The 26,964-nt window shown below is 65.7% G+C and carries 20 protein-coding genes; 8 read left to right on the top strand and 12 right to left on the bottom strand.

Annotated features, from left to right (window positions below):
* A partial coding sequence (locus KO490_RS14990) for a right-handed parallel beta-helix repeat-containing protein (RefSeq protein ID WP_216020236.1) occupies positions 1 to 2,627 on the bottom strand: 2,627 nt, incomplete at its 3' end.
* 753 nt (positions 2,628 to 3,380) lie between these two features.
* Positions 3,381 to 3,590, bottom strand: coding sequence for a hypothetical protein (locus KO490_RS14985; protein WP_216020235.1), 210 nt, complete (start codon positions 3,588 to 3,590; stop codon positions 3,381 to 3,383).
* Positions 3,591 to 4,080: 490 nt separating this feature from the next.
* On the opposite strand from KO490_RS14985, the gene KO490_RS14980 reads away from it, so the two are divergent.
* The 4 genes from KO490_RS14980 to KO490_RS14965 all read left to right on the top strand — a co-directional run bounded on the left by KO490_RS14980 (position 4,081) and on the right by KO490_RS14965 (position 10,094).
* The gene (locus KO490_RS14980) at positions 4,081 to 7,236 is read left to right on the top strand and encodes an SdrD B-like domain-containing protein (protein WP_216020234.1); all 3,156 of its coding nucleotides are present in this window, start codon (positions 4,081 to 4,083) and stop codon (positions 7,234 to 7,236) included.
* A 145-nt stretch (positions 7,237 to 7,381) separates the two neighbouring features.
* Complete coding sequence (locus KO490_RS14975) at positions 7,382 to 7,588, top strand: hypothetical protein (protein WP_216020233.1); 207 nt, start codon at positions 7,382 to 7,384, stop codon at positions 7,586 to 7,588.
* Between the two features lie 67 nt (positions 7,589 to 7,655).
* Positions 7,656 to 9,293 (top strand): exosortase E/protease, VPEID-CTERM system, encoded by a 1,638-nt coding sequence (xrtE, locus tag KO490_RS14970; RefSeq protein WP_216020232.1) that lies wholly within the window; start codon positions 7,656 to 7,658, stop codon positions 9,291 to 9,293.
* Positions 9,294 to 9,452: 159 nt separating this feature from the next.
* Positions 9,453 to 10,094, top strand: a complete 642-nt coding sequence (locus tag KO490_RS14965; RefSeq protein ID WP_216020231.1) for a hypothetical protein — start codon at positions 9,453 to 9,455, stop codon at positions 10,092 to 10,094.
* A gap of 5 nt (positions 10,095 to 10,099) precedes the next feature.
* Here KO490_RS14965 and KO490_RS14960 read toward each other — a convergent pair whose 3' ends face one another.
* The 4 genes from KO490_RS14960 to KO490_RS14945 form a co-directional block, all read right to left on the bottom strand.
* Positions 10,100 to 11,461, bottom strand: coding sequence for a hypothetical protein (locus KO490_RS14960; protein ID WP_216020230.1), 1,362 nt, complete (start codon positions 11,459 to 11,461; stop codon positions 10,100 to 10,102).
* Positions 11,458 to 12,066: a polysaccharide biosynthesis/export family protein gene (locus KO490_RS14955; protein WP_216020229.1), complete on the bottom strand. Its 609-nt coding sequence runs from the start codon at positions 12,064 to 12,066 to the stop codon at positions 11,458 to 11,460. The genes KO490_RS14960 and KO490_RS14955 overlap by 4 nt, the downstream gene beginning before the upstream one ends.
* A 161-nt stretch (positions 12,067 to 12,227) precedes the next feature.
* Entirely contained in the window at positions 12,228 to 14,738 is a 2,511-nt protein-coding gene (locus KO490_RS14950; protein ID WP_216020228.1) for a tetratricopeptide repeat protein, read from the bottom strand.
* A 72-nt stretch (positions 14,739 to 14,810) separates the two neighbouring features.
* On the bottom strand, positions 14,811 to 15,515 hold the full coding sequence (locus tag KO490_RS14945; RefSeq protein WP_252727221.1) for a sugar transferase: 705 nt from the start codon (positions 15,513 to 15,515) through the stop codon (positions 14,811 to 14,813).
* Positions 15,516 to 15,944: 429 nt separating this feature from the next.
* Between KO490_RS14945 and KO490_RS14940 the strand changes: the two genes are divergently transcribed.
* Entirely contained in the window at positions 15,945 to 16,844 is a 900-nt protein-coding gene (locus KO490_RS14940; protein WP_303463238.1) for an ExeA family protein, read from the top strand.
* A 12-nt stretch (positions 16,845 to 16,856) separates the two neighbouring features.
* On the opposite strand, the gene KO490_RS14935 is transcribed toward KO490_RS14940, so the two are convergent.
* On the bottom strand, positions 16,857 to 17,654 hold the full coding sequence (locus KO490_RS14935) for a WecB/TagA/CpsF family glycosyltransferase (protein WP_216020227.1): 798 nt from the start codon (positions 17,652 to 17,654) through the stop codon (positions 16,857 to 16,859).
* Between the two features lie 379 nt (positions 17,655 to 18,033).
* On the opposite strand from KO490_RS14935, the gene KO490_RS14930 reads away from it, so the two are divergent.
* Genes KO490_RS14930 through KO490_RS14920 form a run of 3 tightly spaced genes read left to right on the top strand, consistent with a single transcriptional unit; the run spans position 18,034 to position 21,421 of the window.
* Entirely contained in the window at positions 18,034 to 19,551 is a 1,518-nt protein-coding gene (locus KO490_RS14930) for a lipopolysaccharide biosynthesis (protein WP_216020226.1), read from the top strand.
* 20 nt (positions 19,552 to 19,571) lie between these two features.
* A complete protein-coding gene (locus KO490_RS14925; protein WP_216020225.1) occupies positions 19,572 to 20,414 on the top strand; it encodes a CpsD/CapB family tyrosine-protein kinase in 843 nt (280 codons plus the stop codon).
* The gene (locus KO490_RS14920; RefSeq protein ID WP_216020224.1) at positions 20,411 to 21,421 is read left to right on the top strand and encodes a DUF563 domain-containing protein; all 1,011 of its coding nucleotides are present in this window, start codon (positions 20,411 to 20,413) and stop codon (positions 21,419 to 21,421) included. Before KO490_RS14925 ends, KO490_RS14920 begins: the two co-directional genes overlap by 4 nt.
* 6 nt (positions 21,422 to 21,427) lie before the next feature.
* On the opposite strand, the gene KO490_RS14915 is transcribed toward KO490_RS14920, so the two are convergent.
* The 5 genes from KO490_RS14915 to KO490_RS14895 all read right to left on the bottom strand — a co-directional run bounded on the left by KO490_RS14915 (position 21,428) and on the right by KO490_RS14895 (position 26,776).
* Positions 21,428 to 22,336: a glycosyltransferase family 8 protein gene (locus KO490_RS14915; RefSeq protein ID WP_216020223.1), complete on the bottom strand. Its 909-nt coding sequence runs from the start codon at positions 22,334 to 22,336 to the stop codon at positions 21,428 to 21,430.
* Entirely contained in the window at positions 22,333 to 23,493 is a 1,161-nt protein-coding gene (locus KO490_RS14910; protein ID WP_216020222.1) for a glycosyltransferase family 1 protein, read from the bottom strand. Before KO490_RS14910 ends, KO490_RS14915 begins: the two co-directional genes overlap by 4 nt.
* Before the next feature lie 78 nt (positions 23,494 to 23,571).
* The gene (locus KO490_RS14905; protein ID WP_216020221.1) at positions 23,572 to 24,201 is read right to left on the bottom strand and encodes a VPLPA-CTERM sorting domain-containing protein; all 630 of its coding nucleotides are present in this window, start codon (positions 24,199 to 24,201) and stop codon (positions 23,572 to 23,574) included.
* Between the two features lie 137 nt (positions 24,202 to 24,338).
* On the bottom strand, positions 24,339 to 25,298 hold the full coding sequence (locus KO490_RS14900) for a glycosyltransferase family 2 protein (RefSeq protein ID WP_216020220.1): 960 nt from the start codon (positions 25,296 to 25,298) through the stop codon (positions 24,339 to 24,341).
* A complete protein-coding gene (locus KO490_RS14895) occupies positions 25,295 to 26,776 on the bottom strand; it encodes a hypothetical protein (RefSeq protein WP_216020219.1) in 1,482 nt (493 codons plus the stop codon). Before KO490_RS14895 ends, KO490_RS14900 begins: the two co-directional genes overlap by 4 nt.
* Between the last annotated feature and the right edge of the window lie 188 nt (positions 26,777 to 26,964).

Genomic DNA, 26,964 nt, shown 5'->3' with positions numbered 1-26,964 from the left:
CGGAACTCGGACAGCTGGCCCAGGCCCTCTTCCGAGGCGACGAAGGACAGGCTGGCGCCATCGTTCATCCGCAGGACGGCCGCCTCGTCCGTGGCGCCGTCGAAGCCGATCTTCGCGCGGGTGCCGTTCACCGACAGGCTGCTGCCCGCGGCCATGTCGAAGCTGCCGCCCGCGCCGGCCAGGATCGCCTGCCCGTCATTGCCCAGGGTCAGGGCGATGCGGCCCGCGACATCGCCTTCATTGGCGAAGCGGCCGCCCTGAACGTCCACCTCCAGCAGGTCGGTATCGCGATAGCCGTCGATCCAGACCTGACCGGCATTGTCGATCTGCAGCTGGTTGCCGGTATCGGCCACCGAGATCCCGCCTTCGATGTCCAGCCGACCGCCGGCCAGCTTCAGGCTGCCATGGTCGCCGAAGATGAAATCGTCGACGACGGTCGTCTGCGCGGCCGACAGGACCCGGTTGCCGCCCAGGTCGACGCTGTCGCCGTCCTGGGTGCCGGGCAGATCCTCGGTGCTCCAGTTCAGGCGGTTGTCCCACCGGATGCCTTCCGCGCGGTCGTCGGGAATGAAGCGCACCAGCGCCGACGTATCGCGCAGCTCGGTCGCAAGGCCGAAGCCCTCCTGGAAGAAGGCGTTGATGATGTCGGCATCCACGACCCCCGCCAGCGCGCCATCGGCCTCGTCGCGCAGATAGTTCGCCAGATCCGGGATCGTGGCGCTTTCCTGACCCAGAAGCTGGGCCGCGAAGTTCTGGATCGTGGTCTGGTCCAGGACATCCGTGTCCAGCCCGTCGACATTCTGGTTGGGGTGATCCCCGAACCCGCGTTCATGGGTGGCCCAGTTGTAGACGATCGTATCGTCGACATAGTTCTTGTCCGAAACGCTCACCGCGGTCTCGTTCGCGGATTTGTATTCCTGCTCGGCCTCGTTGGCGGGATCTGCCAGATGGGTCACGAGGTTGCCGATCAGGCTGCTCAGCGTGCCGAAATTGTGGATGCCGACGGATCTGGCACCCTGATAGTCCGACACTTCCTTGTACCCGGCCGAGGTGACGATGTTGTCCAGCATCAGCGTGTAGTTGTTGTTGCTGAAGAAGTTCACGGCCGCATTGTTGTCGATGAAGCTGTTGCCCTCCAGAACGCCGCCCGGGCGCAGCTGCACGCCGAAGGATGCGGCACGCATGAAGACGTTGTCGCGCACCGTGATGTCCAGATTGGTGGTTTGGACATAGAGGTTGTGGTTGTAGTAGCTGGGCGGCATGGGCGCGTCCGTGGACATGTCGTAATCATATCCCTCGGCCCAGCCGTTGCGATCGAACAGGTTGTCGCGCAGCAGACCCCCTTCGACCCCCGAGAGATAGGCGCCGCTGATCCGGTTGTTCGACGCGTGCCAGACCTCGCCCTCGCGGACGGTCTCTTCGCGGGCCACGTCGAGAACCTGGGAGTTCTGGAAGGTCAGGCCATCGATATTCTTCAGCACGGCTTCGCCGCCGGTGATGGTCAGGTTGTCCAGCAGCAGGTTGTCGGCCCCGTTCATCGAGAAGCCGCCACGGGCCTCGATGTTCTGGATGACGATGTTCGCGCTGCGATCCTGGAACAGAAGCACCTCGTCGGTGACGATCGGGTCGGCCCCTTCGCCATAGGCCCCGACATACATCGGGTGCAGGGCGCTTTCGCCCTCGGCGCCGCGGCTCACGATCCGGCCCAGCCCCTCGTATTCGTAGCCGCGCTCCATCAGCAGCCAGTCCGAGCTGGGCTCGACCCCGCGGCCCGTGATGGCGTACCACAGCTCCATGCCCAGATCGGATTGCAGCGCCATATCCGCGCTTGCACCGTATTCGGGATGTTCGACCAGCCAGGAGCTGGTGATCTTGTCCTCGCCCAGGCCCTCGGCCTTGGCGATATCGGCACGCGACAGCCCGTGATCGCCTTCGGTGATATGCACCTTGCGATGGTTGTCGCCATGTTCGACGACCAGATCGCCCGAAGCCGTCTGCTCGAGCATGTAGAAATCGCCCATGCCCCAGCCTTCGGCCTCGGCGCCCTTGGTCACGTCGATCGTGGCATCGATCACCTGGCTGCGACCGTCGAGATAGGTCACCTCGTACTGGAAGGACAGATCATCGTCCATCTCGGGGTTCTCGGTCAGCACCAGCGCCAGGCTGTTGTCGGGATTGACGCTGACACTCCCGTGCTCGGGGGCGGACAGGATGCGCATGCTGGCGATGTCGTCCTGGCTGTCCGGGGTCAGGATGGTGACGCGCCCGGCCATGGCCGAGGTCTCCTGCGTGGCGGGGTCCAGCGTCTCGACCGGCTCGACGGGGTCCGTGGGTTCGACAGGCTCGACCGGCTCCACGGGCGGGATCTGTTCCACGGGCAGCGGGTCGGGATCGACATCGGGTTCCTGGTCGTCGCCCTGATCATCCTCATCGTCGGAAACCTGCACGACCGGCCATTCGGGATCCAGCCCTTCGGCGCTGTAGAAGTCCTGCAGGTCGTAACTGCTGGTGCTGGGCTGTCCTGCCAGCTCGAAGGGATTGCTGAACGCGGTCTGATCCGGCCGGACCGCCGGTTGGGTCGGCAGAACCAGGCTGGGCAGTGTCATGAGGATGTCGCGTAGCAGCATGATGAGGTTTCCCTAGCTGATGAAACGGCTCGGGGCCGTCATGTGTGATCTTCCTTGGTTGGCCGCAGCACCTAGCAGAGTTCAGACAATTGCAAAGGTAAGGGAAAGGGCGATCGGCGAATTCTCGCTTTTGCGCAGCCAAATGGGGAACTTTTCATGTACGGGTTGAAACAACCCGACACGGCTTCCGCATAATTTGCAACTCTCTTCCGCCGTCGAGGCACCTGTATTCGCTGGCCTCTTCTGGTATACATGTATGCATTCACATGATTGCTGCTATCGCCATCATCCATGAATGCGCACCGGGATGATTCGACCGGCCGCATGGAATGCCGGGCCGACCGCAGCCCGGTGTCGGCACGCCCGCAGCGCGCGCAGCATCCTTCAGGTTCGGAAGTAAAAGCCCGTCTGCCAGGCCCGGATCGACAAGGGATCGTGCGGGTCCGTGCAGGATGTCCGGGGAAACCGATCGCCATGCGGATCGGTGCGATCGGATGAATGGAATACGGGCCGCTCATCCGCATCGGGTGCGAATGTCCTGCGGCCGAATTTCTTGCCAGAAAGGTTAACGGGTATCCGCATGCGCCCCGGACCGCCGGATTTTCAAAGCGGTCGGGCGGTGGAAATGCGACGGGTTTTGCACGACATGCGCATTCCGTCCAAGGCGGCCCGGCAGGCGCGCCGGATCACGCATAGGTCGCGATCGCGTGAGGATCGCATAGCTAGAAACGGAATGTATCGGATGCGGGGGGCTTACTTCTCGGTCGCGAGGACCGGCTGCATCGAAAAGCCGGGGCCGATGAAGCGCCACAGGCTCAGGATGATCATGCCCGCGATGAAGGCCGCCCAGCCCCCACCGACATAGCCGAGAGCGATCATGCCCCATGACGCGCCCTGCGCGAACAGGATGGCGGAAGTCAGGAACGACCCGGAAACAATCAGCATAAGAAGAATGGCAACCATGATCCACGAACCCCAGTCAGATGACTTGTCTTCCAGTGTGAAGCGGGTTCAGGGCGAAGCCAAATGTCCATTGCAAAGCATTTGAACAAATCGGCCCTTGCCGTTCCCGCTTCGGCCGGGACTGCCCTTCCTCTTGCATGGTCCGGACCGCGTCATCCGATTCGCAAGCGCCAGGAAAAGGGATAAGGCACAACCTGAAAGAGAAATTAGGAGGAAAAATCTGGCAACTCAAGGTTGATATCCGGAAATATTACTTGTCGCGAAAGAAGAGTTCGCGGAAAGCAACCTAACCATACGGATAGGTATTTGATCCAAAAGCCTAATCTGAATGGCTGCTTAACAGTTCATCATGGACAAATAGATTTTTAGCGATATCGATCTGTTGGACTTTCGGTGTTTCCGGATGGGCAGGTTCGATGTCGCACAGGCGCGGATCACCCCCGGAGATGAGTTTCTAGTGCGCCCCGTGGGCAGTTTTGGGACAGTGATCATGACCTATCATTACAAGAAATATGAATGGACGGCCTTTACCGAGGCCGATCTGCTGGCCGGCGGCTCGAACGGGTGCAATTTCGGCAAGGGCGACAGCTTCACCATGGGTTCGCCGTCGGTGAAGATGTCCACCTACGACAACGATTCCAAGCTGTCGGGCGACAGCTGGTACGACCGCTACGACTATGCCGAGGATCGCAGCGGCCAGAACGGCATCGTCAACGGCCAGGCCGTCGGCTGCAAGATGTTCGCCGAACAGTACCACGTCCTGAAGGGGTCGGACGGCAAGACCTATTACATGATCGAGATCCAGATCGAGGGTCACAACTCGGAAGGTGCCGGGAACGGCTATTTCACCTTCTACGGCGCCCAGCCTGCCGCCGGGGTGAACCTGACCGTCGTGAACACCTGCAACGTGGCGGGTTCCTGGATCGACTATTCCTGCCTGGGCGCGGGCAACGCGGCCCCTGCCAACACGGCCCCCGTCTTCACCAACGTCCCCGCCGACGGCGTCTTCTGCGTCGACGAGAACTCGAAGCTGGTGATCGACCTGAACGCCAAGGATGCCGATGGCGACACGCTCAGCTTCTCGCTGGCGGGTGGCGAGGATGCGGCCCTGTTCGAGATCAACCCCGACACGGGCGTGCTGACCTTCAAGTCCGCCCCCGATTACGAGAACCCGGCCGACAAGAACGGCGACAACCTCTACAAGGTCATCGTCGCGGTCGATGACGGCAAGGGCGGCGTCACCTACAGCGAACTGAAGGTCGATGTCCGCGATGTCGAGGAAACCCCGACCTGCATCGTCTACGAAGCCGAGAAGATGAGCCTGTCCTGCTATCGCGTGGGCAGCGCCTCCAGCGCCTCGGATGGCAAGTACATCGCCCTGTCGGGATATTCGGGCAGCGCCAGCCAGAAATTCGACGGCGTGTCGGGCGAATACGACATGACCCTGCGCTTCTGGGATTCCGCCAAGGGTGACGGCTTCATCAAGGTCATGGTGAACGGCAAGGTCGTGGACACGATCCGCCTGAACGCCGAAAGCAGCAAGTGGGTCGAGATCACGCTGGACGACCTGCAGCTGAACAAGGGCGATGTCATCACCCTCAAGGGCTATGGCAACGGCTGCGAATACGCGATCATCGACAACATCAAGCTGTGCCCGACCGAGCCCGAGGAAGAGCCCGGCGCCCTGTCCGGCCGCGTCTTCGTCGATGCCGACAAGAACGGCATCGACAATGCCGAAGCCGGCGTGGCGGGTGTCACGGTCCAGCTGCTGGATGCGACGGGCAACGTGGTCGCCACGACGACGACGGGGGCCGATGGCGGCTATCTGTTCGACGATCTGCAGCCCGGCGAATACCGCGTCGTCTTCCCGACCGAAGTGGACGGCCAGGTCCTGACCGAGCAGAATGTCGGCGGCAACGACGCGATCGACAGCGATGCCGACGTCGCGACCGGGGTCAGCGACAGCGCGACCGTCGTCGCCGGTGCGACCACCACGGATGTGGATGCGGGCGTCAAGGATCCCGGCACTGCCGCGATCGAGGGCCGCATCTTCGTGGACGCGAACGACAATGCCGTGGACGATGCCGAAACCGGCGTGGCCGGCGTCACCGTCCGCCTGCTGACCGCCACCGGCGCGCTGGTCGCGACCACCGTGACGGCGGCCGACGGCTCCTATCAGTTCGAGGATCTGGACGCGGGCGATTATGTCGTCGAATTCCCCAAGTCGATCAACGGGCGCGTCCTGGTCGATGCCAATGCAGGGGACGACGACACGATCGACAGCGATGCCAGCACCTCGACCGGGCGCACGGGCACCATCTCGCTGGAAATCGGCGAGCTGTCCTCGGACAATGACGCGGGCATCAAGGATCCGGGCACGGCCAGCCTGGGCAACTTCGTCTTCCTGGATGCCGACAAGGACGGCGTGCAGGATCTGGGCGAGGTCGGCGTCGCCGGCGTGACCGTGACCCTGTTCATGGGCGGCGTGGCCATCGCATCGACCACGACCGGGGCTGCCGGGAATTACATCTTCACCGGGCTGAAGGCGGGTACCTATACCGTCGGCTTCACCGAGAAGGCGGGCTTCGACTTCACCGCCGCCAATATCGGCAATGACGCGCTGGACAGCGATGCGGACCAGACCACCGGCCTGACCGGGCCGATCACCCTGGGCATCGGCGAGACCAACCTGGATGTCGATGCGGGCCTCGTGATCGAGAACCGCGCCCCCGATGCGATGAACGACATTGCCGGCACCTGTGCCGAGGATGCGGTGACCGTGGACGTTCTGGCCAACGACACCGATCTTGACGGCGACGCGCTGACGATCGTCAGCGTCGCGGGTCAGGACATCGTCGAAGGCGGTTCGGTCGATGTGGACGGCGTCAGCATCGCGCTGGTGGACGGCAAGCTGGTCTTCGACGGCTCGGGCGCCTATGGCGACCTGCTGCTGGGCGAAAAGGCCACCGTCAGCTATGGCTACGAGGTCAGCGACGGCAATGGCGGCTTCGACACCGCGAATGTCGACATGACCTTCTGCGGCGAGACGAACACGCTGGAGATGATCAAGGACAGCCTGCCCTCGATCGGTTCGCTGGTGCTGACGCGCGACGGCGCTCTGGGCGGCGACTTTTACGGCGTGACCCTGTCGGGCACGGGCGATGACCGCTTCGACGGCAAGTTCTTCGACATCACCTACTGCGTTTCCGCATACGAGCCGATCAACCCGAACGTGGCCGTGCCCTACAACATGTACCTGGCGGATGCGGCCTCGGTCCCGACCGGCATCGTGGCGAACCCGCAGAACCTGGACGTGGTCAACTGGATCCTGAACCAGGACTTCCAGGAAATGGACAATGGCGACGGCACCGGCCAGACCTATACCGAAGCCGAGATCCAGGGCGCGATCTGGGGCCTGACCGACGATATCGTCTTCGTCAGCAGCAGCCTCGGGACCAATGCCAACGCGCAGGAGATCTATGACATGGCGCTGGCCAGCGGCGAAGGTTTCGTCGCGGGTGAAGGCGATGTCGTCGGCCTGCTTCTGGACCCGACCGCAGCCGCCGAGGCCGCCGGCAACAGCCAGCCGCTGATCATCGGCGTCGAATGGGACGCGCTGGAGCAGGACTGCTTCTGCTTCGCCTGATCCGCGCCCGCAGCGCCCCCATGCCGGGGGCGCTGTCCGGAATTCCGGTCATCCAAGGACCGGGGTCTGGGTCGTCGCGTTGACGGCCCTGTCATGTACAAGGGCGGAGACTTGGATATCCGCCTGCTTTTTCGGAGTTCGAACCATGAAGACGTTTTCGATCGCAGCTGCCGCAGCCGGCATTTCCGCATTCGCCACGGGCATTGCCCATGCGACCGTCGCCGGTGACGGCCCCACCCGTCCCGTCGTGACCGCGGTCCCGGAAATCAGCGCCCTCGAAGGCACCGCCGCCATCGCGGCCCTGGCCGCCATCGTGCTGCTGACCTGGGAACGCCGCCGCCGCGCGGTCTGATCAAGTTCAAGACATCCCGTTCTTGACAGGCCCGCCACCGGCGGGCCTGTTCGTCTGAACAGACCCGGTGGCGATCCTGACCATGAGCGATTTTTCCAGCCCTGCCCCGCGCCTGCGCATGGCCCCCCTGGCCCTTGCGGGCCTTGTCCTGATCACGGAATTCCTGATCATCGGCATGATCTTCAAGCATGGCATCGATTTCGACTGCCGCGCCAACTGGGGCAACGCGGCCTGCGGCGGCGCCAGCAAGAGCCTGGCCGCATTCTACTGCATGATCGCGGCGGGCGGGCTGTTCGCCGTGCTGCGGCCGGGGCTGTTCCGCAGCCTGCTGTCCGATCCCGGCCGGGACATGCGTCCGCTCTGGGTGAATTTCGCGGGGCTGGTCATCGGGCTTCTGCCCGCGCTGCTGCTGCGCGAAGGCGACGGCCGCGCGATGCTGTGGCCGGCCTTCGCCTGCTGGGCTGTCGGAATGACGCTGATCGTGGGGGGGCTGCTGGGGTTCCTGGCCCCTCTTGGCCGCTGGCGCGATTTCCTGCGCGATGCCGGGCCGTCCCTGCCGATCGTCCTGATCGCGGGCGGGCTTGCCCCCGCGCTGGCGGTGCAGCTGCGGCCCATCTGGCAGATCGACACGATCTCGGATGCGACCTTCCGGGCGGTCGGCTTCCTTGTGCAGGGTCTGGGGCACGATCTCTATGTCGATCCCGTCCGCAAGCATATCGGCGAGGGGGACTTCATCATCTCGGTCGCGCCGGCCTGTTCGGGGATCGAGGGGATCGCGCTGGTCACGATCTTCGTCAGCCTCTATCTCTGGCTCTTTCGGTCCGAACTGCGCTTTCCCCGGGCGCTGCTGCTCTATCCCGTCGGGATCGCCGCCAGCGTCGCGCTGAACATCCTGCGCATCGCCGTGTTGCTGCTGATCGGAATCGAGGGGCATCCCGAACTGGCGGTCGGCGGGTTCCACAGCCATGCGGGCTGGGTGATGTTCACCATCGTGGCGCTTGGCCTGATCATGATCGCGCGGCGGGTGCCCGCCCTGCACCACCGGCAGGTGCGGCAGGTGGCGGATCGCGACACCCTGCCGCCCCTGTGGCGCGACCCGGTCGCGGCCCGGATCCTGCCCTTCGCGGTCTTCATGCTGACGGCGGTGCTGGCCCCCGCGATCAGCCAGAACCCTGCGATGTTCTATCCGATCCGCGTGGTTCTGCTGGCCGCCGCGGTGGCGCTGGTCTGGCCCGAACTGCGCGGCATCCTGCGCCGTGTCTCGGGAATGTCCTGGATGGCGGGGATCGCGATCGGCATCATGTGGGTGGCGATCCCCGTGGCCCCGCTGGACGGTCCGCCGCCCTATGGCGGGCTGACGGGCGGGCTTCTGGTCCTGTGGTTCCTGTTCCGGGGGATCGGTACCGTGCTGCTGGTCCCCCTGGTCGAGGAGCTGTTCTTCCGCGATTACCTGGAAGGCCGCCTGCGCGGCAGCGCGGTCGATGGCCCTGCGCCCTGGCTGCGGATCGTGGTCGCGGCGCTGGTGACGGCCACCCTGTTCGCGGCCCTGCATGACCGTTGGGCCGAGGCCTTCGTGGCGGGGCTGGTCTTTTCCATCGTGGCCCGTCGCAACGGGCGGATATCCGATGCGATCGCGGCCCATGCGGCGGCGAACCTGGTGGTCTTCGCGGTCGCTGCGGCAACGGGAAACCTGGCGATCATCTGATCGCGCTGCCGCCTGACGGGTTCGTCCCCGGTCTTCGTGTCGGGGATGAACGATCCTGTTGAACCTCAACCTATACCGAGGGACAGGTATTTTTTTCGTGACATGTGCATATATATGTACACAGCGGACGTTGTCTTTTTTTAAACAGTGCGATGCGACATGACCCTGTCCTATGATCAAGAGTTCTGCACGGCCGGGGGGGATCTCTACTGCTTGTCCTCCGCCCCCGAACAGATGCTTCCGCCGCTCTGCTCGGCCGAGGATCCCTGCCTTCATTTCTTCGACGGCATGGGGTTCCGGCCGGCCGCATGGGCCATGCAGCGTGATCAATATGGCGATCATGCCATCCTGATCGTTTCCGGCGACGATGCCTATCTGGCGAAATACGACCTGCCCGCCGACAGCATGGCCTTCCTGCCGGTCTCTTCCGGTCTGCCCTTCCTGCCCGAGGCGGGTGTCGCAACGCAGACCGCGCTTGCCACGCCCGGCGGTTCCCCCTGGGGCGGCAGCTTCGGCGGTACGCCCTCTTTCGGGTTTCCTGGATTTTCAGGCGGAAGCAGCAATTCGGATGGCGGTACGGATACGACGACAGAGCCCGGCACGGATATCGTCGTGATCAAGCCCGATGTCCCGATCGATCGCGACCGGGTCGACCCGAGCACGGTGATCCCCGGCCCCGGCGGCGAGACGGAGATCCCCAATCTGCCCGCCGTCCCGCTGTCGGGATCGGGCATGTTCATGCTGATGGCATTGGTCGCCATGATGGCGACCGCGGGCCATCGCGCGATGGCCCGCGCATAGGGGGTTCAGGGCAGGAAGTTGAAGCTCTTGCCCAAGCCCAGATAGATGCGTTCGTTGTCGTCGCGTTCACCGTCATCCTCGCGCGAGCGCAGGATGTTCACCCCCGCCGACAGCGCGATATCTTCCGAGAACTGGTGCGAGTAGCTGACATCCAGCGCCGCGCTGCGGGCATCCTCGTCATCGCCACGCTGCACCTCGCTCTGACGATAGAGCAGCGTGATCCCGACCGAGGAACGGTCGTCCAGCTGGCGGCTGTAGCTGCTGGTCAGGCTGGTATTGATCGCCTCGTTCCCGTCCAGATCCGATACGGCCTCCTGCCTCAGACCCAGCTTGACCGAAGACAGGCGTGATAGATCGCTGGAATAGGCGACCTCGAAGGTCGGATCGGGATCGTCATCCTCGAGCCGGGTCAGACCGCCCCGCAAAGTCAGGTCATAGCCGGGACGCTCGAAGCTGCGCCCGAAGCTGAGCCGTTCGCGGCGCCCTTCGGTGCCCGGATCGCTGCTGAGCGACAGCGTGTATTCGCCATCGGGCTGCAGATAGGTCAGCGTCCCGGCAAAGGCCAGGCCGCGGCTTTCCTCGATCGTGCCGGTATCCAGCTCCTCGCGCCAGACGCGGGCCTGTGCCAGTTCGACATCGACATTGACCTGCCGGTTCACCTGCATGGACGCGCCCGCCCCCACGCGGTGGCTGCGCGTGTCGGTGCCGTCATCCTCGCTGTCGGTGGCGCGGCCGGATGCGAAGACCCGCGCCCGGATCAGCGGGGTCGGTTCCAGGAAGATCGTGGCCGACCCGTCATAGGTCACGCTGTCGTTCAGATCGTCGTCGGTGGTGTCGATATAGCGGCGGTCGAGATAGCCGAGGCTGAATTCCCCGCCCAGCTTGGACTGGCTGCCGAAGGCATAGCCCATGCGCAGCGCGCCATCCGCCCGCCTTCCGTTGTCCAGCGTCACGATGTCGTCGACCGCGTCGTCATAGAAGATCAGGTTGTCCAGATCCGCTTCGCGGTAGCGGCCCTGAACCTCGATCGAGGAATTGCGGACGAAGCGACGATAGAGAAGCTGTGCCTGCCGGTCCCCGACGCCGAAGAAATCCTCGTCGTCGGGATCGTTCAGACGCAGCGGGACCGAGGCATCGAATCTGAGAACCTGCGACCGGGTGCCGGTCTGCAATTGCAGGTCCAGGGGCGTCGAGCCGATGACATAGCCATCGTCCACGGCCAGCTGCTGGGTCACGGTCAGCTGCGCCTTGGGCGCCAGCTCGGCATCGTCCTGCGCCAGCGCCGCCCCAGGCAGCATCGCCGTCCCGATCAGCAACGAGGCACCGCAACGCGCCAGGGCCGGAAATGCGGGACGGTTCAGCTTCATTCGAACAGCCGCCTTTCAGGGATGATGATGACGTCGCCTTCGGCAAGGATCGGGTCCTGGCTCATGGCGGCGCCGCGCATGATCGCGTCGTAATTGATGGTGGCCACGCGGCCCGGCATGCTGGGACGGCGCAGCTGGATGCGCTTGGTCGCGGCAAAGGGCGTCAGGCCGCCGGCCTGCGACAGCGCCTGCAGGAAGGTGGTGCCGGGGGGAACGTTCTTGGCGCCGGGCGACGATGCCTCGCCCATGACGTAGATGTTGATCAGCATCTCCTCGGGCTGTTCCAGCGTCGGGACGGGTTCCAGCGGCGCGACCGACACGAAGACCGTGGGGGGCGATGCCAGCACGCCCGACAGCGACTGCGAGATGCGGTTGCCGATGGCGGTGGGCGACTGGCCCGCGACCTGCAGGCTGCCGGCATAGGGGAAGTTGATCGATCCGCCGGGCAGGACCGGGATGGTGCGGTTGAGGCTCTCGTCCTCGAGCACCTCGATCGTCAGGCGATCGCCCGAACGGACGCGGTATTCCTGTGCATGGGCCGTGGCGGACCACAGTATCGGCAGGCACAAGGCCAGGCCCATCAACATGCGCATCATGATTTTCATCGCGGATGTCCTTCTCTTTTGCCCGAACATAGGACGATCATGCCCTGTTGGCGCAACTTTTTCGTTTGTATCGTTAAGATCGGGCCGGCCCAGGGGACGGAAAGTTGCGCCGCTGTCGCCTTCGGGTCACAGCCCGGGGGCAACGGCGGCGGTCCCCCCGGTCAGTTCGTTTCCGTATCGTTCGCCCCGGCAGCCTGCGCATCCGCGGGGGATTGCAGCCCCTCCAGGGTGGCGCGGGCCGTGGCGGCGGTGCTGCCCTGCAGATCGTCGGCCATCTCGAGCCCGCGGGTCAGCAGGTCCCGGGCTTCTTCGGTCTGGCCCAGGGATGCCCGGACGATGCCCAGATGCAGCTGCACCGCAGGGTCGTTTTCCAGCGCCTCGGCCGCGCCTTCCAGATAGGGCAGCGCCCCTTCGCTGTCGCCGTTCAGATGCAGCAGCCAGCCATAGGTGTCCATGAAGGCCGGGACCGTGGTGCCCGCAAGCCGCCGCGCGACCGAGGTCGCCTGCGCCAGGCGTTCGGGATCGTCGGCATGATAGGTCGCAAGCAGGCTGGCCAGGTTGTTCGCCACGATCACCGCATCCGAGGACCGGTCATAGAGCGTCTCGAAGATGGCGATGGCCTCGTCGATGCGGCCCGCGCGTTCCAGAAGCCCCGCCTTGGTCCACAGCAGGTCCGGATCCTCGGGCAGCTGTTCCAGGCTGGCATCGACGGCCTCCAGCGCTTCGGCATTGTCGCCGCTCTGCGCGATCAGGCGCAGGCGCATCAGATGCGGTGCCGGGTCCGAGGGGTCGTCCTCGATCAGGCGGTCCAGGATCTGACGCGCGGCGTCGGGCTGCCCCGTGGCCGCGGCAAGCTGGGCGTCGGCCTGGCGCACCATGCGGTTGTCGGGGGCGCTTTCGCGCAGGGTTTCCAGCTGGATGCGCGCGCCTTCCAGATCGCCCGCAGCGATGCGCGAATAAAGCAGCTCGACCTGGGCCTCGATCGTGGCGTCGCCCGCATCCGCCCGGTCGCGGAGATAGTCGATCGCCGCATCGCGGCCTTCCTCGCGGCTCAGCTGCGCCAGTTCCAGTTCCTGCGCCGCGCGGTTGGATTGCGGCGTGTCCAGATTTTTCAGCCGTGCCACGACACCCTGCGCACGGGGCAGGTCCGGCATGGCCAGATAGGTGCGACCCAGCATGGCCAGCAGGGCCACGTTTTCGGAATCGGCCTGCAGGGCGGGCAGCAGCGCATCCTCGGCGGGACGGGTGCGACCCTCGGCCAGAAGGCTCTGCGCAAAGCGCAGCGTCTCGGTCGGGGCATGGTCCGACGCCTCGGCCGCGCGGGCCAGGAAGTCGCGCATCAGGTCGGGTTCGCCCGCACGGTAATAGGCATCGGCCATCAGGCTCAGCGCCTCGACATCCTCGGCATCGCTGTCCAGGGCCGCGCGCAGGGCCAGGATGGCGTCGTCCAGCTGGTCGGCCTCGATGTTCCAGCCGGCCTGCATCTTCAGCGCGCCCACATGGCCGGGTTCCTCGGCCAGGACCTCGGCCACCAGGGGGCGTGCCTCGTCCTCGCGTCCGGCGCCCGCCAGCATGCGCGCCAGCTGGATGCGCAGGTTGCGCGTCTCGGGGGCGGGTTCGCGATCGGCCAGAAGGCCCTGCACCTGGGCGATGGCCTCGTCGCGATTGCCGTCGACGTAATCGGCCCCGGCCAGCAGCGCGCCGAAGATCAGCGGGTCGCCGCCCTGCTCCAGCATGGTCCGCATCTCCTGCCGCGCGGCATCGGAACCGCGCGTCATCTCGATATAGCGGATCAGGTCCAGCTGCGGGGTCGCGTCGCCCTCGGCCGCGGCATCGGCCATCTCGCGCAGGAAGGCCTCGGCATCCTCGGTGCGGTTCTCGCTGACATAGAATGCCAGCAGGTTGCCCTTGGCATCGGTGCTGTCGGGGAAACGGTCCAGCGTGGCGCGCAGATGCGTCTCGATGCCGGCCATGTCGCCCCGTTCGGACAGCCATGCCAGGCGTTGGGCATATCGCTGCGGATTGTCGGGCTGCAGTTCCATCAACCGGTCGATCAGCTGACCTGCACGGTCCAGATCGCGGTCGCGCGCCGCCCGGTCCAGAAGGATCGTCAGCAGCAGCACGTCGTCGGGGCGATCCTCGACCATGGCCTCGGCCTGGTCGGCAAGGGCCGCGCGTTCCTCGGCGGGGCTGTCGTCGGTCAGGTTCACATAGCGCTGCGACAGGGCGATCGCCTGCACGTCGGGATCGTCGGGCGCCAGTTCCTGCGCGCGGTTGGCGTGACGTTCGAATTCGTCCTTCTGCCCGGTCTCGGTCGCAAGCCGCGCCAGGGCGATGCGGGTGGGCAGGTCGTCGGGATATTGTTCGGCCAGGCGCAGATACTGGCTGTAGGCGTCGCGCGGGCGACCGGCCTCCAGGTGGATGTCGGCCAGCATCCTGCGGGCCTCGTAATGGGTGCCGTCCTCGTTGAAGACGTTGCGCAGCTGGACCATGGCCCGATCGGTATCGCCCTCGGCCGCAAGCGCGACGGCGGATTCGTAATATTCCTCGGCCTGCTCCTCGGAGGATTTGCAGGCGGTCAGCGACAGGGCAACCACCAGGGCTGCGGACAGGCGAAGCCCGGTATGCCGCGCTTTGCGGCGGGCAAGACGGGGGGCGTTATGGGCAGTCATGGGGGCGATCTCATTGCTGGAACGCGACCGCCGCCTGTTCTGGCGGGCGTGTCGCGGTAATGGCCACGGCTTTCAGTATCCGGTGCCGCGCAGCACGACCTTAAACGTCCGCAGCAGAATTCCAAGGTCATTCCGGCAGGACAGGCTGCGATCATAGGCTTCGTCGTAGCGCACGCGGGCGCTGAATTCGGCCTCGTTGCGGGCCGAGATCTGCCACAGGCCGGTGATGCCCGGGCGCAGGCGGTAATAGGCGGTACCGTGATAGAGCGGTGCCTGATCGACCATCATCGGGCGCGGGCCGACCAGCGACATGGTGCCGTTGAGCACGTTGAACAGCTGCGGCAGCTCGTCCATCGAGGTCTTGCGCAGGATGCGGCCGACCATGGTGACGCGCGGATCGGTCTTCAGCTTCTGGGTGCGGTCCCATTCGGCGCGGGCTTCGGGGTTCTGCTCCAGGTGGCTCTCCAGCCGGTCCTCGGCATCGGCGACCATGGTGCGCAGCTTCCAGATGCGGAAGATGCGGCCGTTCTGGCCGACGCGCTTCTGCGCGAAGAACGGGTTGGCCCCGTCCATCAGGATCAACAGGGCCATCAGCAGGATGAAAGGCAGGACGACCGGCGCGGCCGCAAGGATCAGGAAGGATTCGAGACCGCGCTTGACGCCCTGGCGATAGATGCCTGTCCGGCCCGGTCGGGCCATCGCGCGTTCTGATTGTTGCATGATGATGATGTCGCGGGCGGGAAAGGCCGGTTCGAAGTCCGTCGCACGTATCGTCATCTTTAAACTCCCTCCCCAAATGTGGGGAACACAACTTGGAAACAAAACGAAACTGCCCGGGCGGTCCGCGGCGAAGCAAACACACGCCTCGGATCTTCCCGGATGATGCAGGCTATCATGCTCCAAAACGGACCTGAATTGAAAGTTTAAAAATTGATTAAAACTTTGTATGATCGAACAATTCGGTACAGAAAATGGGCCGTCCATCTGTCCTAAAGGACAGGTTGATGCGATAAGGGATAGCGTGGACGCCAGCGGCCCGAAGACGATGGTCCCTGCGGCGGTCGGCGGGCCCTCGGAACTGATTCGGAAAATCCTTCATCTTCGGGTGTTGCGCGCAGGGTGCTTCGACGAGATCTATGACCCCGCGCGTCTGGCCGCAGGCCGCCGCGCGATCTATACACGGCACAATTCCAATCGGAGCCCGACGTGAGCCAATTCTATCTCGAGCATTACGGCTTCCGGATGCGCCCCTTCTCGATCCTGCCCGACCCGGGGATGCTCTTCTGGTCCAAAAGCCATCGCAAGGCGTTCTCGGTGCTGGAATACGGGCTGATGACCCGTGCGCCGCTGACCGTGGTCACGGGCGAGGTCGGCACCGGCAAGACCACGCTGATCCAGGCCCTGCTGGCGCGGACCGAACAGGAGGTCCGGGTGGGCCTGATCTCGAACGCGCGGGGCGATCGGGGCGACCTGCTGCGCTGGATCCTGAACGCCTTCGACATCGACACGCCGCGCGATGCCGATTACGTCAGCCTGTTCCAGGCCTTCCAGGATTTCGTCCTGTCCGAATACGCCGCGGGCAACCTGGTCATCCTGATCTTCGACGAGGCGCAGAACCTGGGGGCCGAGACCCTCGAGGAGCTGCGGATGCTGACCAACATCAATTCCGGCACGGACGAGCTGCTGCAGCTGATCCTTCTGGGCCAGCCCGAGCTGCGCGAGATCATCACCCGCCCCGAGCTGCGCCAGTTCGCGCAGCGCGTCAGCGCGACCTTCCATCTGGACGGGTTCGACCTGCAGGGAACGCGGGACTACATCGCCCATCGCCTGACCGAGGCCGGCGGCACGGGCACCGAGATCGACGTCGAGGCCGCCGACCGGATCCACGCGGAATCGGGCGGAATTCCCCGCATGATCAACAAGATCGCGGATCTGGCGCTGGTCTATGGCGCGGCGGCGGACCAGAAGGTCGTCAAGGCCGAACTGATCGACGAACTGATCGCCGACGGGCTGATCCTGGTGCCGCAATCGGCACCCGCGCCGGACCAGCCCCAGGCGCGGCTGGTCCTGGCCCACGAGCCGGGCCCCAAGCGCGACTTTTCCTGAAGGCTCCGGTCCTCAGCCCCGCCGCGCGCGCAGGGCGCTGACCGCCTGCCCCGGCAGGATCGCGAAGCAGCGGGCATAGCGGCCCGCCATGCGGCGCGGGCTGCCTGCCAGGCGCCACAGCCATTCGCCCGCCATCCGGCGCACCCAGGCGGGCGCGCGGGTCTGCGTGCCCGCCAGGAAATCCAGCCCCGCCCCGATGGACATGAAGCCCGTCTGCGGCAGCCGCGCGGATGCATGGGCCGCGAAGATCTCCTGCTTGGGGGCGCCCAGGGCCAGCAGGCACAGGCGCGCGCCGGATGCGCCGATCTCCTCGATGGCGGCATCGGCGGCGGGTCCGGTGGGGTCGAAGCCCATCGGCGGCGCGATCCGCGCGACCACCCGCAGCCCCGGCGCATCGCGGCAAAGCGCGACCTCGGCGGCGGCAAGGGCCTCGGCGGTGGCGCCGAACAGCGCGACGGGGGTCCCGGCCTCGGCCGCCAGGCGCGTCACCGGGCCGATCAGGTCCGATCCCGGCACCAGATCCACGGGGCGTCCGGCCAGCCTGGACAGCCACACGATCGGATTGCCATCCGCCGTCACATGGCTGTGCGCGCGATAGGCGTCCAGAAAGGCGCGGTTCTCGCGCAGCTTCACCAGATGGTCGAGATTCATCGTGGCAAGCGAGAAGCCCCGCCCCTCGCGCAGCCGCGCGTCCAGATCGGCCAGCAGGTCGGGCAACCTGTCCGCCGTGATCCGCAACGCCCGAGGCGCGGTCTGCCGGGGATCCCGGTCCTGGGGGGTGTCGGCCCCGCGGGCGGCCCAATCGATCATGCTGGTCTCCGGATGATATGCCCCGTTCTTAGCCCACCGCCCCGACCGTCGAAAGACCCCCTGCCGCGCGGATGGCCGAACCTGCCCAGCCGGGCGACATGACCGCGCGACATTCGCGAAGAAGACGGATTTTGTTCAAACTTGGCCTTCATGCAGTCGCGTCCTGCTGGTCAAGTCGCGTCTTCAGGGACTATACACCCCCCTAGTCGAAGTGGCCTTGTTCAAGTGGAAAGAGTGACGACGTGAGATCCCTGCCCCAAAACCGTTCCCTGCCGAACGGGCGCATGCCAGTCGGACCGATCCGGGCCGGGGCCTGCCGCATGTCCCATCCGCACGCCCGTCCGCAGGCCCGTGCTGCCATCATGCGGGATGCGTGCTGATGTTCGATCTCCGCTTCTACTGGTCGCTTCTGATCCGCCGCCTGCCGGTCATGCTGGCGCTGTTCATCATCTGCGCGTCCTTCGGGGCCGTTTCGGCGATCCGCGCGCCCGCGACCTATACCACCGCGGCGCGTCTGCTGGTCGAGGATCCGCAGATCGTCCAGGAAGACAGTCGCGACGGGTCCAGCGGCCAGGCGCTGGACGTGATCGAACAGCAGCTGATGACCCGCGCCAACCTGATCGACATCGCCAACAAGCTGAACGTCTTCAGCGGCGCGCCCGACATGTCCGTGGATGAACGCGTCAGCCGGATGCGGTCGTCCAGTTCGATCCGCCGCAGCAGCGGGGCGAACCAGGCGACGCTGATGGAGGTCAGCTTCACCTCGCCCAACCCGCGCACCGCGGCGGCCGTGGTCAACGAATTCACGACCCTGATCCTCAGCGCCAACACGAAGAACCGCGTGGGCCTGGCCGAGGAACGCCTGGCCTTCTTCCAGCAGGAGGTCGAACGGCTCAGCGCGGATCTGGACCAGCAGAACGCCCAGATCCTGGGCTTCAAGCGCGAGAACGCGAACGCCCTGCCCGAGAACCTGACCTACAACCAGAACCGCCAGTCGCTGCTGCAGGAACGCATCTCGCGGATCGAGAGCGAGATCGCCAGCCTGCAGACGCAGCGCCAGGACATGGTCCGCCTGTTCGAGGAAACCGGCAGCATCCGCCAGACCGGCCAGCCGCAGACCCCCGAGGAACAGCAGCTGGCCCAGCTGCGCGCCGAACTGAACGGCGTCCTGAGCATCTATGCCGAGGACAGCCCCCGCGTGAGGGCGCTGCGCAACCGGATCGCGACCACCGAGAGCCTGGTGCAGGCCCAGACCGGCAACGACCCCGCGCAGGAAACGGGCAACACCCTTCTGAACGTGAACCTGTCCCAGATCGACACCCGCCTGACGGCGCTGGAATCCGAACTGCGCCAGGCCAACAGCGAACTGGATGTCGTGCAGGCCGCCGTTTCGGCCACCGCGACCAATTCGATCGCGCTCGGCGCGCTGGAACGCGACCAGGCCAACATCCAGGCCCGCTACAACGCCGCCGTGGCCGATCTCAGCCAGGCGCGGACCGCCGAACGGATCGAGACCTCGTCGCGGGGGCAGCGCATCAGCGTGCTCGAGGCGGCGAACGTGCCCAACCAGCCCTCGGGGCCCAACCGCAAGAAGATCGCCGCGATGGGCATCGGCCTGGGGCTGGCGCTGGCGGGCGGGTTCTTCGTCCTGATGGAGATCCTGAACAACACGATCCGCCGTCCGGGCGAACTGAGCGCGCGCTTCCAGATCACGCCGCTGGCCGTGATCCCCTATATCGAGACGCGCGAGGAAGGGCGCAAGCGTCGCAGGGTCACGCTGACCGCGATCGCGGCGGTGCTGATCCTGATCCCCCTGGGGCTGGCGGCCCTGCATACGCAATACATGCCGTTGGACGTGCTGACGCAGAAGGTCGTCACGCGTCTGGGCCTCGGCTAGAGCGCCCGGAAAGGTTCCCCATGGAAAAACTGCAAGCCGCCATCGAGATCGCCCGCCGCAAGCGCGCATCGCAGGACGGGGCCGCGGATCTGCGCCCTGCCGCGTCTGCGCATGTGGAAACGCCCGACCCCGACCAGCGCGCGCCCGCCGCCGATCCCTGGCCCGACCTGGCCGAGGTCGAACTGGACCGTGGCGCGCTGATCCGGTCGCGCATCCTGTCGCAGAACGCCTCGATGGAATCGACGCCCTTCGACGTGCTGCGTACCAAGATCCTGTACCAGATGCGCCAGAACGGCTGGCGTCGCCTGGCCATCACATCGCCCATGCCCCAATGCGGCAAGAGCACGACCTCGGTGAACCTGGCGCTGGCGCTGAGCCGTCAGCCCGAACTGCGCACGATCCTGTTCGATTTCGACCTGCGTTCGCCCACCGTGGCGCAGAAGCTGGGCCTGAAGGACGCACCGTCGATCACGCCGCTGCTGCGGGGGGAAACCGAATTCGCGGACCAGGCCGTCCGCGTCGGACCGAACCTGGCGCTGGCCCTGTCGGGCGTGCCCGATTCCGACCCCACCCGCCTGCTGATGTCCGACAGCACGCGCGAGGCGCTGGCTCGCGTCCAGACGACCTACGATCCCGACATCATGATCTTCGACCTGCCCTCGATCCTGATCGGGGACGATGCGCGCGCCTTCCTGCAGCATGTGGATTGTGCGCTGATCCTGGCTCGGGCCGATCAGACCCGCTATGGCGATTTCGACAGCTGCGAACGCGAGGTCGGCGAATACACGAACGTGCTGGGCGTGGTGTTGAACGGGTATCGCCGCAGCGACGGCAAGTTCGACGCGATCGAAGGCGACGGATGACGGAAACGCCACTCGATCGGCAGATCGTTGTCGACAGCTATGCCCTTGCGCCGTCGCGGCTGATCACCGCCCGGTCCTTCCTGGTGGATCGCGCGGTGCCCGACTGCGAGGAGATCACCCTGCCCGGCCGCGACGCGCCGGGCGGTGCCATCCCCTTCGGGCTGGTCGATCGCATGCCGCCTCCCCCTGCCCGACGCGGATGGCGCGCGCGATTGCGCAAGGCCCCCGGGCCCGTGCCGCTGGATGGCGATCTGGGCATGGATTGCCGCATCACCAGCCCCGAGAACTGGTCGCATTTCCTCAACATCCACGCGCCGCTGGCCATCGCGCTGATGCGGCGCCTTGACCTGCAGCCGGGGGGGCTGACGCTGATCCTGCCCGCCGCGACGCCGGGTTTCGTGCTGAAGGCCGCGGCGCATCTGGGCCTGCGCACGCAATGCGCGGCGGGCGCCGTCATCGGGCCGGGCGTGGCCTTCCGGCTGGGGCTGAACATCACCATTCCCGACCGCCGCCGCTGGCTGGAGGATGCGGGCACCATCGACCGCCTGTGGGACGGCCCCGCCGATCACCTGCCGCGCCATGTCTTCCTGGCCCGCCGGGGCACCCGCCACGTCACCAACCAGCCCGAGATCGAGGCCCTGCTGGCCCGGACCGGGCATGTGACCATCTTCCCCGAGGATCTGTCGCCCGCCGACCAGTTCCGGCTGTTCAACACGGCCGAGACCATCGTGGCGGTGCATGGCGCGGGCCTGGCGCCGCTGCTCTATCGTCATCCGGATGCGCCGCTGCGCCACCTGGTCGAGATCCTGCCCTGCGGGCACATGACCGATTTCTATCGGCTGATGGCCCAGCAGGTGGGCTGCCGCTGGACCGGTGTGCGCGGGCGGCTGAAGCCCGAATATGTCCGCCCGGCCTATCGGCTGGATGCCCGCATCTACCGGGAACATTCGCTGGACGGGTTCGAGGTCGATCCGGTTGCCCTGGAACGTGCGCTCGGGGCGGGCTGAGGGGTCTCAGGACCCCAGCAGCCTGCGGACGCGTCCCTGCACCCGGTTGCGGTTGTGCCGCCACAACTGGCCGCCCAGCAACCGCGCCGTCCGGCCATAGCCCGAAAGCCCCCCGTCCCATCCGCTGCGCAGATAGGCCCGGTGCCATGCCCATTTGGCCTTCTGCATGTATTCGGGCGTCCATGGCTTGCGGGTGGTGTAATGCAGGATGCCCGGATCGTCCGGGCGCGCGGCCTCGGGTTGGCCCATGCGCAGGATCTGCTTGTTCCAGCGCGGATGCAGACGGCCCCACCGCCCAGCCAGCACCGCGTTCAACGCGTCCTGGTCGGGAAAGCCCAGCAGATCGCTGTGCTTCTGCAGGAAATCGCGCGTGCGGTCCGATATCTGCTGCCTGCGCCATTCGGCCATGTTCACAAGCAGGACGCCGGCATTGAAGTATCGACCGTCCGGAACGGCCTCGATCTCGGGGAACTTGCTCAGGACATAGTTTTCCAGATCGTCATCCGTGCCATTCTGCACGGCCCAGACCGCCTTGTCCTCCAGGTCGAGCCGCCACAGCTCGGCTATGTCGCGCTGAACGACGATATCGCAATCCATGTACAGGACGCGTTCCACGTCTTCGGGAAACAGTTGCGGCAACAGAAGGCGGAACAAGGTCACGATCGAATAGTGGCGAAAGTTGATGCTGTCGAACTGTGCGGGATCGACCTGCCGCCAGATCGCCCGGACCTTCGGATGCGCGGCAGCCCAGCATTTCTCGGCATGCAGACGGTTCTGTTCGGATATGCCGTCCGATACGACATGCAGCTCGATGGTCGCGTCCCGATCCGCGTGGCGCAGCAGCGAATGGGCGGCGACCGTCAGCGGCATCGCATAGGCATCGTTGGCGCACATCATCACATGCATGGTCGTCATCCGGTCATCCTTTCCGGTCGGGCGTGGTCGTCCAGCAGGATCGCGAAATCATCGACGAAACGGCCTTGTTCAAGATATTCGCGGCAGGCGGCGAATGCGGTTTCGGCCATGTGGCGCATGGCGGCCGGGTCGGCCAGCGCGTTCCGGGCCACCTCCTCGAAATCCGAGAAGTCCCACCGCACCGGCAGATAGGTCTCGTGCGGGCGATAGAGGTCGGGCAGGCTGTCCAGATGCGACATGTCGGGCTTGATCAGCACGGCGCCGGTCATGAAGGCCTCGATGTCGCGCCAGCACAGCTCGCCATAGCCGAAGGGGCTCCAGCACAGTCGCGACTGCCGCATCTCGTCCAGGAACAGGTGCTGGTCGATGCGGGCCTGCGGCGTGGTGGCGATGCCCGGCAGATCGCGGGTGATGCGGGCCGCATCCTCGCGCATGGCCTGGTACCAGGGGGTGCCCTTGGTCGCGATGCGGGCATGCAGGTCGATGGGCCGGTCGTGCCAGTCCGACCATGCGGGCGGGCTGCCCGTGAAATGCGGCATCAGATGCGGCGCGGTCAGGAAGTTCGGGATCAGCCCCAGCCGGTCCAACAGCGCGGGCGGCACCTGCCAGTCCACGACCTGGCCCGGGATGTCGTGCAGCTGCATGTAATATTCGGTCAGGTTCGTATCGCCCAGCCGGGGCCGCAGGAAATCGCGGCGATCCCTGAACAGCGCCTTGCGCAGATACAGGTCGATCAGCGGTTCCAGGATGCGTCCGAAGCGCAGATCCACATGGGCGAAGCTGTCCAGGAAGACCACGCGGGCCGGCGCATGGCGGTCCCGGTAACGTTCGATCGACGCGGCAAGCCGGTCGATATCCTCGGTGAACCAGGGTTGGACCAGCACGATATCGGCGGCAGGGGCGCGATCTTCCAGCAGATCGGCGATGGGGCGTGCCCGGATATCCGCGCCATGGATGGCCGCGATCCCCGCGCCGTGATGGAAATAGGGGTGGATGCTGGCCCAGCAGATCCGGTTGGGATGGTGCAGGATCAGGACCCGCGGGCCGTCATGGCGGCCAAATCCCGCGCCCAGAAGCGCACGCGCGGCCGGGGCGACACGCCTGTCCAGCCGCCGCCGCGACGCGTGCGCCCGCAGGCGATGTCCGATACCCTGCACAGCTCATGCCCTCGTCTTCGTCACTTGGCCGGACCATAGCAGGTTCACCTGCCAAGCCCAGCCAAACCCGAAGTGGGATCAGGCCGCGATGCCGTTTTGCCGGCGGCGCATCATGCCCATCGCCGCACATGCAGCCCCCAGCAGAAGCGCCGAGGCGGGCAGCGGCACGGGCGCGGGCTGGGGCATGCCTTCCGCGACCGTGAAGAACGCACGCTGGACCGTCCAGCGCGCGAAGTAGTCGGGGCCGAATTCGAGGAACGGCAGCGGCTGCTGCAGGAAATCGAAATACAGCAGGTCGCCGGTCAGAAGCCCCCCGAACAGGCGCCCGTTGTCGGTGTCGTCATCCGGCCCGTAAGCGATGTCGATCTCGTTTCCGATGACGGATGCGGTCTTGGCGTTCAGCGTGCAATCGATGCCGCCCAGATTGCAGCTGGTCAGGCCGCCCGTCTCCTCGATCGTGGCGGTAAAGCCGATTTTCTCGTTCAGGGTGAACGGAAACAGCTGGGGCAGACCCAGTTCGACGGGGGGATTGGTCAGTTCGTCGGAATGATCCAGCACCACGCCCGTCGCGGTCTCGACCAACTCGAAATCGAAGTAACTGCGCCCATCGAAGTTCAGCTGCACGTCGATGTTCTGGACCGATGCAGCCGAGGCGATCGAGCCGGTGGACAGGGTGAAAAGGGTAACGATGAAACGGGCAAGACGCATGATGACATATCTCCGAAGGACCGGAAGGAATTTGCGCCAAGGATAGCGTGATCGCGTGGAAAATAAAGAAATGTTTCGTGAATTGAATGTAATTCAACTTTTAATAGAAATTTTAATATTAATTCAACTTCAAGTTATTACTTATACTCGATGATGCGGCCCCGACGACCCGTCAAGCGCTTGAAATGATACTCCATAATGCCGACCGCCTCGGGGATCTTGCCCATGGTCAGGAAAACGGCACGCGCCGGATCGTCGTCGCGCCAGGCCAGCCGCAGGATCTGAAGGGGCCAGGCCAGCAGGATCAGCAGCATCGCCGGGTGCAGAAGCGCCCCTGCCAGGGCAGCCAGCGGAATGAACAGGCCCCACAGCAGGGCGCGGCGCATGGGGGCGATGTTGTGGCGTTCGGGGGGCGCGCCATGCAGGGCCGCGCCTTCGGCATAGGCATGACCGGCGCGCCTGCAGCGTTTCCACCATTGGCCGAAGCGGTGGATATCCGCGTCGTGGCGCGTCATCTCGGCATCCAGCCGCCAGATCTGCCAGCCGCCCTGGCGCAGGCGCACGCAAAGCTCGGGCTCCTCTCCGGCGATCAGGCGCGGATCGAAGCCGCCCGCGGCGGCAAGGGCGTCCCGGCGCATCAGCACGTCGCCGCCGCAGGACCGGGCGCGGCCCGGAGGCGTGTCCCATTCGCGGTCGATCAGCCGGTTGTAGATCGAGGCCTCGGGCGCGATCTCTCGTCTGCGTCCGCAGACGGCGGCCACGGCGGGATTGTCCTTCAGGAAGGCCGATGCCTTGCCGATCCACCCCGGATCGAGGCTGCAGTCGCCATCCACGAACTGGACGAACTCTCCATCCGCAGGCAGGGCCTCGACCCCGGCATTGCGGGCGCGGGCTGCGGTGAAGGGCAGGTTCATGTCCAGCCGGACCACCGTGACGCCCCTCGCCTCGGCCGCGGCGATGCTGCCATCCGTCGATCCGCTGTCGACATAGACGACATGGCGCAGCCCCGCTGCCAGAAGGCTGTCGAGACAGCGCAGCAGGCGGTCGCCCTCGTTCCGGCCGATGGCGACCGCATCGATATGGGGGAGGGATGTCATGTCGCGGTCCCTTCGGGCGTGGCGCCCTGCGGGGGCGCGTGGCCCCCGTGGCGCCGGGTCTGACGGGTATAGGCGTTGCGCCGCAGCGGCAGGTCGGACACCGCCTGGACGCTGGCATCGCGATCGACGCGGCCCAGTTCCAACCGGCCGGCCAGCGCGCCCGCCAGCAGCCAGGTGACCGGTGTCAGCGTCGCGTTGGGGATCAGGTCGATCATGTTCGCGGTCAATGCCATGGCGATCCCCGCCGTCGCGGATGTCAGGCCCAGGGCCTTCCAGCGCAGGCCCATGAAGATCATGGGGATCAGCAGCAGCCCGAACTGCGCCAGGTAACCCAGCCATCCGTTGATGCCGATGCTGATGATCCAGTATCCGTCGGTGACGCTGATGTCGCGCCCCCTGTCGTCGATCACCCGGTTGCGGCCCCAGCCGCCCCATCCGAACAGCGGACGGCGGTTGGCGTGATCCAGCAGGATATCCTCGTTGTCCAGGCGGAAGCGCAACGAGGCCGCGCGGTCGGGGTCCACGTCCTCGGCGATGGACAGCGCGAATTCGGTCGGGGCCAGAGACGCCCCCCGCAGCATCGGATAGGTCAGGATCGTGACCGCCAGCCCCGCCGCGCAGATGATCTGCAGCCGGATCGGCAGGAAGGCGATGACCGCGCCCAGAAGCAGGCCGATCCCCAGGGCGCCGATCCCCTTGGACAGGACCAGGACCATCAGCATCCAGATCGCGGCGATCAGCCAGCGGGTCCGCATCTTGTCGGTGCTGGACCGCCACAGGCTGAGCGCGGCCAGGAAGGACCCGCAGAAGAAGATGGCCAGCCACAGCCCGTGATGCAGGAACACCACCGGGCGATACCCGCCGCCCCGCAGGTGCTGACGCCAGTCATGGGGAAAGTAGCCGTAGATCATGCGGCTGAGCTGCGGCGACATCCGCACCTCGTAGAGCGCGAGGAAGGAATAGGCGATGCCCGCGACGACCATGCCGATGACCAGCGTGCGCTGCCCTTCGGGATGGGCCAGGTATCGCCGGGCCAGCAGGAAGGGCAGCACCGCGAACAGCGTGTTCCCCAAGGTCGAGGCGATGTCGTAGGGCCGCAGCGCGGGCAATGCGCGCCAGCCCCCATAGACCAGCCGGTCGCCATTGGTCAGCACCGTCAGCACCGCGGCCAGACCCATCAGGATCAGCAGAAGCTGCACGGCCCTGCTGCGGGGGAACCAGCCGGGCTGGACCGATCCGGGGGCCAGCTGCCGCAGCCTGTCCCGCGACAGCATCATGGAGGCCGCCAGGACCGCCGCGATGGCCGGAATGGAATCCTTGTTCAGGCTGGGAACGGCCGGCATCTCGATCGAGTAGTTGCGCGGCAGAAGAAGATAGCCGCCCAGGATCGCTGCGGTCACGGCCTCGGCAGGCGTTCTCTTGGCGAAAAGCCAGAACACCACCAGAGGCCAGATCAAAACCGCAACCATAGAAATCATGGCAGTTCCCTTGCCATAACCGCCGCGCCTGCGCCATGTCGTTCTGCATTCGCGCGATCACTTGGCCCCCGGCCTCCGCAAGCCGGCGGAACGGGGCATGAAAATTCGCAGCGCTTTGATTGAAATGACATATCCGCCTGAAGTTGCAGCCCGAAGAACGCTTTCACCAAGACATGATGGGCGCATTG

The organism is Paracoccus sp. C2R09 (assembly GCF_018860625.1).
Classification (GTDB): Bacteria; Pseudomonadota; Alphaproteobacteria; order Rhodobacterales; family Rhodobacteraceae; genus Paracoccus.
This window is presented reverse-complemented; position numbering and strand designations above follow the sequence as displayed.